Below are 11,876 nucleotides of genomic sequence, written 5' to 3' on the forward strand. Positions count from 1 at the left end.
GCGAGGATCGCCCAGTGCCACGGACTAAGACTGCCCACTTTGATTACCTCCAGACGTCCACCCGATGCTACCGCAGGAGCGAGAACTGCCGGTTTCCCCGCGCCGCGCCGGGCGGGTCCCGCACTGCTTCACCCCTGGGCCGCGACCTGATAGGACTCCAGCGCCGCCGCCGCGGAATCCTGTACCCGCTGCGCAAGCGACGCCGGCGCGAGCACCCGCACGGCCGAACCGAAGCCCAGCACCAGGCGCGTCATCCAGTCCTCGGAGGCGTACGTCATGACCGCCTCGCACGACCCGTCGGGCAACTCGCGCACGTCGCGCATCGGGTAGTACTCGAGCATCCAGGACGCCGAGGGCGCCACCCGCAGCGTGGCCGACGGCAGCGACGGATCGCCGTCGAACAGGGACGTGTCCGGCGGCGCGTGCAGCGCCGACTCCGGCGCGGCGGCCGGCTCGCCCAGTTCGGTGGCCTCCACGATCCGGTCGAAGCGGAACAGCCGGACCCCCTCCGCGTCCCGCGACCAGGCCTCCAGGTAGCTCTGGCCGCCGATCAGCAGCACCCGGATGGGGTCGACGATCCGGCTCGTCAAGGTGTCGTGCGACGCGGCGTAGTAGTCGATGGCCAGCGCGTGTTTATACTGCACCGCCGCGCGGACCGCGGCCGCGGCCCGGCTCTCGACCGGTGCCTGCTCATCGACCGCCGCCGCAATACCCGTGGCGTCGTGCCCGACGGCGCCCGCCGCTGCCTCGATCTTCGCGATGGCGCTGCGCGCGGCTTCGGGATCGACCACGCCCGGAATGTCGGCCAGCGCCCGCAGCGCCACCAGCAGGCCGGTGGCCTCGGGCGAGGTGAGCTTCAGCGGCCGGTCGATACCCGCCGAGAACGTCACCTCGATCTTGTCTCCGGAGAACTCGAAATCGATGAGATCACCCGGGTAGTAGCCGGGGAGACCACACATCCACAGCTGGTTGAGGTCCTCCTCGAGCTGCTTGGCGGACACCCCGAGGTCGGCGGCGGCCTTGGCGCGCGTGACCCGTGGGTTGGCCTGGAAATACGGCACCATGTTCAGCAGCCGGACCAGGCGGGTGGACACCGGGGTCATCAGGCCTCAACTCCCGCCTGGGCGCGCAACCGGTCCAGCACATCGTCGCGCAGCGACTGCGGCTCGAGCACGACGGCGTCGGCACCGTAGCCGGCGATGTCGCGCGCCAGCCGGTCGCCCCAGCCGATGTCGAATTCGAGCACCTCGCCGTCGCGGCCGCCCAGTTGGCGCTCACCGGTGGACCGTCCGGCCCGGCGCAGCGCGGTGGCCCGCCCGTCGGCGACCCACACCCGCGCCTGCCCGCCCGTCGGCGTTTCGGCGACGATCCGGGCCACGATCTTGCGCAGGTCGACGTCGTCGGGCACGGTGACCGCGCCGGCGGGACCGATCGGAACGACCTCCGCGCCGATGCGCGAAAGCCGGAAGGTGCGGGTGGCGTCGCGGTCGCGGTCGTGGCCCACGAGATACCAGCGGCCCTTCTCGGTGACCACGCCCCACGGCTCGACGGTGCGCGTGGTGAACGGCTCGGCCCGCGACGGCCGGTGCGGAAACTGCACCGCCTGGCGAGAATCGATGGCCGACAACAGGATTCCGAGGACATCCTCCGACCCGCGCAGGCCCGGCACCCCGGGCGGGGAGGCGATGGCCACCGGCGCTCCTTCGTCCGAGGGGTCGACGTCCACGCCGGCGGCGCGCAGCTTCAGCAGCGCGCCCTGGGTCGCGGTGATCAGCTCGGGCGACTCCCACAGCTGGGTGGCAACGGCCACCGCGGCCGCCTCGTCCGACGTGAGCTCGACGGGCGGCAGCGCGTAGGCGTCGCGGTTGATCCGATAGCCCTCGGTGGGGTCCAGCGCCGAAACCCTGCCGACTTCGAGGGGGATGCCGAGGTCGCGCAACTCGTTCTTGTCGCGCTCGAACATCCGCGAGAACGCCTCCGCGCTGGGGCTATCCGAGTAGCCCGCCACGCTGGAGCGGATCTTGTCGGCGGTGACGTAGCCCCGGGTGGACAGCAAGGCGATGACGAGGTTTACCAACCGTTCGACTTTCGAGGTCGCCATTTGCACCAGCCTAAAGGGGTTGGTTGCCCAGCGTTTCCGCGCCTACATGCTGGCGATCAGCCGCTTGACCCGCTCGTCGACGGCGCGGAACGGGTCTTTGCACAGCACGGTGCGCTGGGCCTGGTCGTTCAGTTTGAGGTGTACCCAGTCGACGGTGAAGTCGCGGCCCGCGGCCTGCGCGGCGCTGATGAATTCGCCGCGCAGCCGCGCGCGGGTGGTCTGCGGCGGCTGGTCGACGGCTTCCGCGATGTCCTCGTCGGTGGTGACGCGCGCGGCCAGGCCCTTGCGCTGCAGCAGGTCGAAGACGCCGCGGCCCCGCTTTATGTCGTGGTAGGCCAGATCCAGCTGGGCGATCTTCGGGTCGGACAGCTCCATGTCGTAGCGGTCCTGGTAGCGCTGGAACAGCTTGCGCTTGATGACCCAGTCGATCTCGGTGTCCACCTTCGCGAAGTCCTGGCTCTCGACGGCGTCGAGCTGGCGGCCCCACAGGTCGACGACCTGTTCGATCTGGGCGTTGGGTTCGCGGACCTGCAGATGCTCGACGGCGCGGCTGTAGTACTCCCGCTGGATGTCCAGCGCGCTGGCCTGACGCCCGCCCGCTAGCCGCACCGGCCGGCGGCCGGTGATGTCGTGGCTGACCTCGCGGATGGCGCGGATCGGGTTGTCCAGCGAGAAATCGCGGAACGGGACACCGGCTTCGATCATCTCCAGCACCAGCGCCGCGGTGCCGACCTTGAGCATGGTGGTGGTCTCGCACATGTTGGAGTCGCCGACGATGACGTGCAGCCGACGGTACTTCTCGGCGTCGGCGTGCGGCTCGTCGCGGGTGTTGATGATCGGGCGGCTGCGGGTGGTGGCCGACGAGACGCCCTCCCAGATGTGCTCGGCGCGCTGGCTCAAGCAGAACGTTGCGGCCTTAGGGGTCTGCAGCACCTTGCCCGCCCCGCAGATGAGCTGGCGGGTGACCAGGAAGGGCAGCAGCACGTCGGAGATCCGGGAGAACTCGCCGGCCCGCACGATCAGGTAGTTCTCGTGGCAGCCGTAGGAGTTGCCCGCCGAATCGGTGTTGTTCTTGAACAGGTAGATGTCGCCGCCGATGCCCTCATCGGCGAGCCGCTGCTCGGCGTCGACCAGCAGGTCTTCCAGCACCCATTCGCCCGCCCGGTCGTGCGTGACCAGCTGGACCAGGCTGTCGCATTCGGCGGTGGCGTACTCGGGATGGCTGCCGACATCGAGGTATAGGCGCGCGCCGTTGCGCAGGAAAACGTTCGAGCTGCGGCCCCAGGACACGACGCGGCGGAACAAATAACGGGCGACCTCGTCCGGGCTCAGCCGCCGGTGGCCGTGGAACGTGCAGGTGACACCGAACTCGGTCTCGATGCCCATAATTCGACGCTGCACACAATTGAGGGTACTGGTTCTCAGACCGCGACCGTGAGCATGCCGCGCCCACGGATGTTATCGGGCGTCAGTCGTCGGATTCGTCGTCGGATTTCGAGTCGGATTTCGAGTCGGATTTCGTGCCCTTCGAACCGGTCTGGTCGAGCAGGCGTTCCAGGGTGGAGCGCCCAAGGCGGCGAAATGCGCGACGCGGCCGGTTGGCGTCCAGGATGGCGGCCTCCAGGCTGGCCACTTCGAGGGTGGCCTGATCGCCGTTCGAGCCGTCGGGGCTGCCGGCCCGCAGCGCGTCCACCGCGATGTGCAAAGCGTCGTGCAGATCGGCGTTCTCAGCGTAGGACTCCTTGAGCGCGTTGGCGATCGGCTCGGTGGTGCCGCCCATCACGACGAAATGCGGCTCGTCGGCGATCGACCCGTCGTAGGTAATCCGATACAGCTCAGGTGGTTTCGTCTCGCCGTAGTGCGCGACCTCGGCGACGCACAACTCGACCTCATACGGCTTGGCCTGCTCGGTGAAGATCGTGCCCAGCGTCTGCGCGTAGACGTTGGCCAGCTGCCGGCCGGTGACGTCACGGCGGTCGTAGGCGTAGCCCCGGGTGTCCGCGAACTGAATCCCGCCGCGGCGCAGGTTGTCGAACTCGTTGAACTTGCCCGCGGCCGCAAAGCCGACGCGGTCGTAAAGCTCGCTGATCTTCTGCAGGGACCGCGACGGGTTCTCCGCGACGAAGAGCACACCGTCCGAGTAGGCAAGCGCCACCACGCTTTTGCCCCGCGCGATGCCCTTGCGCGCGAGCTCGCTGCGCTCGCGCATCGCCTGCTCGGGAGAAATAAAGTACGGGAAACTCACTTGTCACCCCGCGGCTCGGCGTCGGGACCGAAAGTGTCAGCGCGCGAACGGCTTTCGATGACTTCCCGAGCCAGCTCGGAGATGCGGCTCTCGGGGACGTCGACCGCCCCGTCGGCGCCGATGGTGACCGCCGTCGGATAGATGCCGCGGACCAGGTCCGGGCCGCCGGTGGCCGAATCGTCGTCGGCGGCGTCGTAGAGCGCCTCGATGGCGACCCGCAACCCCGAATCGGCATCGGTGACCTGCGAATACAGCTTCTTCATCGAAGACTTGGCGAAGATCGACCCCGACCCCACCGACTGATACCCCTCTTCTTCGATGTTCCAGCCGCCGGCGGCGTCGAAAGTGACGATGCGGCCGGCGCTTTCCGGATCGGCGGCGTGGATGTCGTAGCCCACCAGCAGCGGCAGGGCCACCAGCCCCTGCATGGCAGCCGCGAGGTTGCCGCGCACCATGATCGCCAGCCGGTTGACCTTGCCGGCAAAGGTGAGCGGCACCCCTTCGAGTTTCTCGTAGTGCTCGAGTTCCACCGCGTAAAGGCGGGCGAACTCGACGGCGATCGCGGCAACGCCGGCGATGCCGGTGGCGGTGTAGTCGTCGGTGATGTACACCTTCCGCACGTCGCGACCGGAGATCATGTTGCCCTGCGTGGAGCGCCGGTCGCCGGCGATCAGAACACCCCCGGGGTATTTCAGCGCGACGATTGTGGTGCCATGCGCAAATTGCCCACCGGGTTGACTGCTCCCGGATGAACCGCCCCCTGACTGACCGGTTCCCGATTGACCCCCGCCGAGGACCGCAGGTAGCAGTTCGGGCGCCTGGCGGCGCAACAGATCAGCGAACGAGGATTGGTTTATCCCTGAGGTTCCGGAAAATGCCGAGTTGATGGGCAGACGATCAGAGAACGGCCAGGTCACTGTCCGCCCTTTTGGACGTACGCACGGACGAAGTCCTCCGCGTTCTCCTCAAGGACGTCGTCAATCTCGTCGAGCAGATCGTCGGTCTCCTCGGCTAGCTTCTCGCGGCGCTCTTGGCCCGCGGCTGTGGTACCGGTGACGTCATCGTCGTCACCGCCGCCACCGCCACGCTTGGTCTGCTCCTGCGCCATCGCCGCCTCCTGCTAGGTCTGGGCCTGTTTCTCTACAGTACCGGTCAACGCCGACGTTTCCCCCTTTAACGGGCCTAGCTGGTGAGTTGTTCCACCAGTTCGGCCGCGCTGTCCACAGAGTCCAATAGCGCCCCGACGTGTGCCTTGCTGCCCCGCAGCGGCTCCAGCGTCGGGATGCGCACCAGCGAATCGCCGCCCAGGTCGAAGATCACCGAGTCCCAACTGGCCGCGGCGATATCGGCGCCGAACCTGCGCAGGCATTCGCCGCGGAAGTACGCGCGGGTGTCCGTGGGCGGGTTGTCGACCGCGTCGAGGACCTGGTGTTCGTTGACCAGACGCTTCATGGAGCCCCGCGCCACCAGCCGGTTGTAGAGACCCTTGTCCAGGCGGACGTCGGAATATTGCAGGTCGACGAGGTGCAGCCGGGGCGCCGACCAGCTCAGGTTCTCTCGCTGGCGGAAACCCTCGAGGAGCCGCAGCTTGGCCGGCCAGTCCAGCAGCTCGGCGCAGTCCATCGGGTCGCGCTCGAGCTGATCGAGCACGTGCGCCCACGTCTCGACGATGTCGGCCGCGCGCGCGTCGGGGTCGCGGCTGTCGACCAGCTTGGCCACCCGATCGAGGTAGATGCGTTGCAGCGCAAGGCCGGTCAGCTCGCGCCCGTCAACCAGGGCCACCGCGGCGCGCAGCGACGGGTCGCGGCTGATCGCATGGACGGCGTGCACCGGCCGGGCCAACGCCAGGTCGGTCAGGTCGATCCCGTGTTCGGGGCCCTCTTCGATCAGGTCGAGCACCAGCGCCGTGGTGCCCAGTTTCAGGTAGGTCGACGTCTCGGCGAGGTTGGCGTCGCCGATGATCACGTGCAGCCTGCGATACCGATCGGCGTCGGCGTGCGGTTCGTCGCGGGTGTTGATGATGCCGCGTTTGAGCGTGGTCTCCAGCCCGACTTCGACCTCGATGTAGTCGGAGCGCTGCGACAGCTGGAACCCGGGCTCGTCGCCGGAGGGTCCGATGCCGACGCGGCCGGATCCGGTGATGACCTGCCGCGACACCAGGAACGGGGTGAGCCCGGCGATGATGGCCGAGAACGGCGTCTGCCGGGACATCAGGTAGTTCTCGTGCGACCCGTAGGACGCGCCCTTGCCGTCGACGTTGTTCTTGTAGAGCTGCAGTTTCGCCGCTCCGGGCACGCTCGCGACGTGCCGGGCAGCGGCCTCCATCACCCGCTCGCCCGCCTTGTCCCAGATCACCGCGTCCAGCGGGTCGGTGCACTCCGGCGCGGAGTACTCCGGATGGGCGTGGTCGACGTAGAGCCGCGCCCCGTTGGTCAGGATCATGTTGGCCGCACCGACCTCGTCGGCGTCGACCACGGGCGGCGGCCCGGCCGACCGGCTCAGGTCGAAGCCACGGGCGTCACGCAGCGGCGATTCCACCTCGTAGTCCCAGCGGGTGCGTTTGGCGCGCTGGATACCTGCGGCGGCGGCATAGGCCAACACCGCCTGCGTCGAGGTCAGGATCGGGTTGGCGGTCGGGTCCGACGGCGACGAAATGCCGTACTCAACCTCCGTCCCGATAATCCGTTGCATTACTTCAAGATAGGCCCGGCGACGACGCGGCCCCCGAAGCGGGGGTGAGCCGGGCGCATTGCGGGTCACATGCCGGTCACATTCCCGGGCGCATTGCCGGTCATATTGCCGGGCTCCGAATTGAGCCTGGCAACAGCCTCCGCGCGGGCCGTTTCGACACTAGGGTGAGCCGGCATGGACCTCTCGCTGGGCCACGATTCGGGCAGTCGAACCGGCAGCCGGGAGACGGCGGGCTCCGCGGCCGAAAGCTGGTTCTTGGAGCGCGGGCTGCCCTCGGTGCTCACCAGGCGAGCGCGGTGGCGACGGCTCTGGCCTCGGTCGGCCCCCATGCTGGCCGCCTACGCGACGTTGCAGGCCTGCGTCCTGCCGGTCTACTTGATCACCGGCGGCCACGATGTCGAGATCACCGGGGAGCCGACAACTTCCGAATGGATCGTGCTCGCCATCATCGGGCTGGCGCTTCCGCTGATGGCCATCGTCGGCTGGGTGGTGTCTCGGTCACGCAGCGGCCGGACCCGCGCGGGCGTCGCGACCTTCGCGGTCGCCGTCGTGGTGTGCGTCGCGACGATCGTGGACGGCCCCTCTCAGCTGGTGCAGGAAGCCGTCGTCGTGGCCGCGGTGCTGATCCTGACCGGTGCCGGCGCGGGTTCGGTGGTGGGCTGGGCGGTGCGGATGATGCTGTCGCACCTTGCCACCGTCGGCGCCTTGGCCGTGCGGGCCCTGCCGGTGGTGCTGCTGACCGCGTTGGTGTTCTTCAATACCTACGTCTGGTTGATGGCCGCAACGATCAGCGGTAAGCGGCTGGTGCTGGCGATGGCGTTTCTGGTGTCGATCGCCGCGGCCTTCGTCGTGTCGGCCACCCTCGAACGAGTGCGGCCGATGCTGCGCTCGACGACGGTCCGGCCCAACGACACCAAGCCCAACGACACGGGGCCCAACGACACCGGGCCCGACGACACCGAGAAGCTCGCCGGCACGCCCTTCGCGACGATGCTCGATACGCATGACTGCGCCCCGCTGAAAAGGTCCGAACGCGCCAATGTCGTGTTCGTGCTCGCCGCCTCGCAGTTGGCGCAGATCCTGGTGGTGGCGGTGGTCACCACCGTCATCTACTTCATCCTGGGACTGATCATCCTCAGCCCGGAGCTACTCAACGAGTGGACCCACACCTACAAGAGCACTTCGACGGTGTTGGGATTGACGGTCCAGGTGCCGGATTCGCTGATCCACATGACGCTTTTTCTCGGCGCGCTGACGTTCATGTACATCAGCGCCCGCGCGGCCGGCGACGCCGAGTACCGCTCGACATTCCTCGACCCGCTGATCGACGACCTGCGCACCACACTGATCGCGCGCAACCGCTACCGCGGCGCCGTCGCGTTGACCGCGTGTGCTGTTGACGGGCGCGCTGTTGACGGCGCTCACGCCAATGATTAATTTCGCCTGATGGCCGAGGATCTGTCCGGAAAACGTTACGGCGAGGTGCTTCTCGTGCAGGTCGGTGAATCCGGCCCGCAGGCCACCGTCTACAACAGCTTCCCGCTCAACGATTGTCCGGCCGAGCTGTGGTCCAAGCTCGACGCGCAGGCCATCGCCGCCGAAAACGGCGCGGCCGCAGCCCTGCTCAACGGTCCGCGCTACTGGCTGATGAACGCCATCGAAAAGGAGCCGCAGGGCCCGCAGGAGCGAAAGACCTTCGGCGGAATCGAAATGATCAAGCAGGCCACCGTCGCAATGTCGTCGATGAACCCCGCGCCCTACAGCGCCAACGAGGTGAGCCGCAATACGGTCTTCGTCTTCGACGCCGGTGCAGAGGTCTACGAACTCGTCGACCCCGACGGGCGGCGCTGGGTCATGCAGACGTGGAGCCAGGTCGTCGACCCCAACCTGTCGAGGGCCGACCTGCCCGGCCTGGCCGGCCGCCTGAACCTGCCCGACGGGTGGCGCTACGAGCCGCGCGTGCTCACCGAAACGCTGCGGGTGGACACCAGGACTCGTCCCGCCCAGGTCACGCAGGACGACCTCACCAACAGCTACTCGCTCGAGTTCGACTGACCCGGTAGCGGTTAGCGCTACAGGTACTGGCCCAGGTTCGACTCGGTGTCGATCGCGCGCGACGCGCTCGACGACTTGCCGGTGACCAGGGTGCGGATGTACACGATCCGCTCGCCCTTCTTGCCCGAGATCCGCGCCCAGTCATCGGGATTGGTGGTGTTGGGCAGGTCCTCGTTCTCGGCGAACTCGTCGACGATCGAATCGAGCAGATGCTGAATGCGCAGACCCGGTTGCCCGGTCTCCAGGACCGACTTGATGGCGTTCTTCTTCGCCCGGTCGACGACGTTCTGGATCATCGCCCCGGAGTTGAAGTCCTTGAAGTACATGACTTCCTTGTCACCGTTGGCGTAGGTGACCTCCAGGAACCGGTTGTCGTCGATCTCGGCATACATCCGGTCGACGACCTTCTCGATCATCGCCTTGATGCAGGCCGTACGGTCACCGCCGAACTCGGCGAGGTCGTCGGCGTGCACCGGCAGGGCCTCGGTCAAGTACTTCGAGTAGATGTCTTGTGCCGCTTCGGCATCGGGCCGCTCGATCTTGATCTTCACGTCCAGGCGGCCAGGCCGCAGGATCGCGGGATCGATCATGTCTTCGCGGTTGGATGCACCGATCACGATGACGTTCTCGAGTCCCTCGACGCCGTCGATCTCGCTGAGCAGCTGCGGCACCACCGTGGTCTCGACGTCCGACGAGACGCCGGTGCCGCGGGTCCGGAAGATCGAGTCCATCTCGTCGAAGAACACGATCACAGGCGTTCCTTCCGACGCCTTCTCCCGGGCCCGCTGGAAGATCAGCCGGATGTGCCGCTCGGTCTCACCGACGAACTTGTTCAGCAGCTCGGGGCCCTTGATGTTCAGGAAGTACGACTTCGCCTCGCGGGAGTCGTCGCCGCGCACCTCGGCCATCTTCTTGGCCAAGGAGTTGGCGACCGCCTTGGCGATCAGCGTCTTGCCGCAGCCAGGGGGCCCGTAAAGCAGCACACCCTTCGGCGGGCGCAGCGCGTACTCGCGGTAGAGCTCCTTGTGCAGGAACGGCAGCTCGACGGCGTCGCGGATCTGCTCGATCTGGCGGGTAAGACCGCCGATGTCTTGGTAGCTGACGTCGGGCACCTCTTCCAGCACCAGGTCTTCGACCTCGGCCTTGGGGATGCGTTCGAAGGCGTAGCCGGCCTTGGTGTCGACCAGCAGCGAGTCGCCGGGGCGCAGCTTGCGGGGCTTGGTGTCGTCGTTGAGAGCGTCGGGAACGCCGTCGGGCAGGTCCTCGGCGACCAGCGGCTCGGCCAGCCAGACGATGCGTTCCTCGTCGGCGTGTCCGACGACGAGCGCGCGGTGGCCGTCGGCGAGCACCTCACGCAGAGTGGAGATCTCGCCGACCGATTCGAACGTGCCGGCCTCGACGACGGTCAAGGCCTCGTTGAGCCGGACGGTCTGGCCCTTGCGCAGCAATGTGGCGTCAATGTTCGGCGAGCATGTCAGGCGCATCTTGCGGCCCGAGGTGAACACGTCGACGGTGTCGTCGTCGTGCGCGGCGAGGAGAACGCCGTAGCCGCTGGGCGGCTGCCCGAGCCGGTCGACTTCCTCGCGCAGTGCGAGCAGTTGTTGGCGGGCCTCTTTAAGAGTTTCCATTAATTTGGAATTGCGTGCGGCCAACGAGTCGATGCGGGCTTCGAGCTGATGCACGTCGCGGGCCGAGCGGGCGGCGCCGTGCGGCCCCACCGCGTGGTCCAGTTGCTCGCGCAGCATCGCTGCCTCACGGCGTAACTGTTCCAATTCGGCAGCATCGTCGCTGGACATGTCGGTTTCGCTAGCTGTGCCGAATGCTTCAGAACGCTCTGAGTCACCCATGTTGCGCTCCTTTCCCGCCCCGAATAACGCGGTGGATACATCAACGCTACCGGCGATTGCCGCCAGATGTGCGGAGTCAAATGCCGTCAAAATTCGCGTCATTGCTCCCGCTGGTAACCTCAGCGTCGATTCGGGACCACCGAAAGGACACCTGTGATCCCAAAAGCCCTCGCCACAGGCGTGGCGGCCGTCGCGGACGTCGCCGCGGCGACGGCAGGTGTGACTTGCATTGCACCCGTTGGCCCGGGATGTGCCGCCACCCCGCTCCAAGAATCAGGCGTGCGCTAATAGCACGCGACTGAGTCGACCGGATGCACCGAAACCTGCCCGTTGCGTTAAGTGCCGCCACCGCCCTGGCGGTCATCGGGCTCTCGGGATGCTCGCACAAGGAACCCAAGGTTGCGTCGTCGAGTCCGTCGGCGCCGGTGCCCGCCGCGTCGAGTCCGCTGATCGTGGCTCCGCCGACCGCGCCGCTGCCCCCGCCCGAAGCGCTTACCGAGGTGCTGAACCGGCTCGCCGACCCGAACGTTCCGGGCATCAACAAGGTGAGCCTTGTCGAGGGGGCAACCCCCGAGAGTGCGGCCACCCTGGACAAGTTCACCAACGCGCTGCGGGATAACGGCTACCTGCCGATGACCTTCGCGGCGAACAACCTCGCGTGGTCCGACAAGAATCCCTCCGACGTGATGGCGACGGTCAGCATCAACACCCCGCGGGCGAACAACGGCAAGTTCACCTTCCCAATGGAGTTCACCCCCTTCCAGGGCGGCTGGCAGCTATCCAGACGCACCGCGGAAATGCTGCTGGCCCTGGGCAACTCGCCGTCTGACACCGCGCCGCCCCCTGGCCCCCCGCCACCGCCCGCACGGATCTTGGCCTGAATTTCTTTGGGGCTCAGCATGTTGGTGACGTCGATCTCGAGGTGCGGTTGCTCCGG

11 protein-coding genes and 1 pseudogene are annotated in these 11,876 nt (G+C 67.3%); 3 read left to right on the forward strand and 9 right to left on the reverse strand.

The window, feature by feature from the left end:
- Window positions 1–128: 128 nt before the first annotated feature.
- The 7 genes from A5736_RS03120 to dop form a co-directional block, all read right to left on the reverse strand.
- Complete coding sequence (locus A5736_RS03120) at window positions 129–1,103, reverse strand: YafY family protein (RefSeq protein WP_076127953.1); 975 nt, start codon at window positions 1,101–1,103, stop codon at window positions 129–131.
- A complete protein-coding gene (locus A5736_RS03125; RefSeq protein WP_076127951.1) occupies window positions 1,103–2,101 on the reverse strand; it encodes a YafY family protein in 999 nt (332 codons plus the stop codon). Before A5736_RS03125 ends, A5736_RS03120 begins: the two co-directional genes overlap by 1 nt.
- A 42-nt stretch (window positions 2,102–2,143) precedes the next feature.
- Complete coding sequence (gene pafA, locus A5736_RS03130) at window positions 2,144–3,502, reverse strand: Pup--protein ligase (RefSeq protein ID WP_139333101.1); 1,359 nt, start codon at window positions 3,500–3,502, stop codon at window positions 2,144–2,146.
- A gap of 67 nt (window positions 3,503–3,569) precedes the next feature.
- The gene (gene prcA, locus A5736_RS03135; protein ID WP_076127946.1) at window positions 3,570–4,346 is read right to left on the reverse strand and encodes a proteasome subunit alpha; all 777 of its coding nucleotides are present in this window, start codon (window positions 4,344–4,346) and stop codon (window positions 3,570–3,572) included.
- Window positions 4,343–5,263, reverse strand: a complete 921-nt coding sequence (gene prcB / locus A5736_RS03140) for a proteasome subunit beta (RefSeq protein ID WP_076127944.1) — start codon at window positions 5,261–5,263, stop codon at window positions 4,343–4,345. The genes prcA and prcB overlap by 4 nt, the downstream gene beginning before the upstream one ends.
- Entirely contained in the window at window positions 5,260–5,454 is a 195-nt protein-coding gene (locus tag A5736_RS03145; protein ID WP_076058487.1) for a ubiquitin-like protein Pup, read from the reverse strand. The genes prcB and A5736_RS03145 overlap by 4 nt, the downstream gene beginning before the upstream one ends.
- Window positions 5,455–5,528: 74 nt before the next feature.
- Complete coding sequence (gene dop, locus A5736_RS03150) at window positions 5,529–7,037, reverse strand: pup deamidase/depupylase (protein ID WP_076115347.1); 1,509 nt, start codon at window positions 7,035–7,037, stop codon at window positions 5,529–5,531.
- Between the two features lie 174 nt (window positions 7,038–7,211).
- Between dop and A5736_RS03155 the strand changes: the two genes are divergently transcribed.
- Both A5736_RS03155 and A5736_RS03160 read left to right on the forward strand, forming a co-directional pair.
- Window positions 7,212–8,474, forward strand: coding sequence for a hypothetical protein (locus tag A5736_RS03155; protein ID WP_076244477.1), 1,263 nt, complete (start codon window positions 7,212–7,214; stop codon window positions 8,472–8,474).
- Window positions 8,475–8,483: 9 nt separating this feature from the next.
- Window positions 8,484–9,092 carry a hypothetical protein gene (locus A5736_RS03160; RefSeq protein WP_076058480.1) on the forward strand — a complete coding sequence of 203 codons (609 nt, stop codon included), beginning with the start codon at window positions 8,484–8,486 and terminating at the stop codon, window positions 9,090–9,092.
- A 17-nt stretch (window positions 9,093–9,109) separates the two neighbouring features.
- Here A5736_RS03160 and arc read toward each other — a convergent pair whose 3' ends face one another.
- Window positions 9,110–10,939: a proteasome ATPase gene (arc, locus tag A5736_RS03165; protein WP_076058714.1), complete on the reverse strand. Its 1,830-nt coding sequence runs from the start codon at window positions 10,937–10,939 to the stop codon at window positions 9,110–9,112.
- 311 nt (window positions 10,940–11,250) lie between these two features.
- Between arc and A5736_RS03170 the strand changes: the two genes are divergently transcribed.
- Window positions 11,251–11,820: a hypothetical protein gene (locus A5736_RS03170; protein ID WP_076244479.1), complete on the forward strand. Its 570-nt coding sequence runs from the start codon at window positions 11,251–11,253 to the stop codon at window positions 11,818–11,820.
- Here A5736_RS03170 and A5736_RS25820 read toward each other — a convergent pair.
- Window positions 11,799–11,876: pseudogene (locus tag A5736_RS25820) on the reverse strand (DUF3071 domain-containing protein); the annotation flags it as partial. The gene A5736_RS03170 and the pseudogene A5736_RS25820 sit on opposite strands and share 22 nt — an antisense overlap.

It is taken from the genome of Mycobacterium sp. SP-6446, assembly GCF_001954045.1.
Classification (GTDB): Bacteria; Actinomycetota; Actinomycetes; order Mycobacteriales; family Mycobacteriaceae; genus Mycobacterium.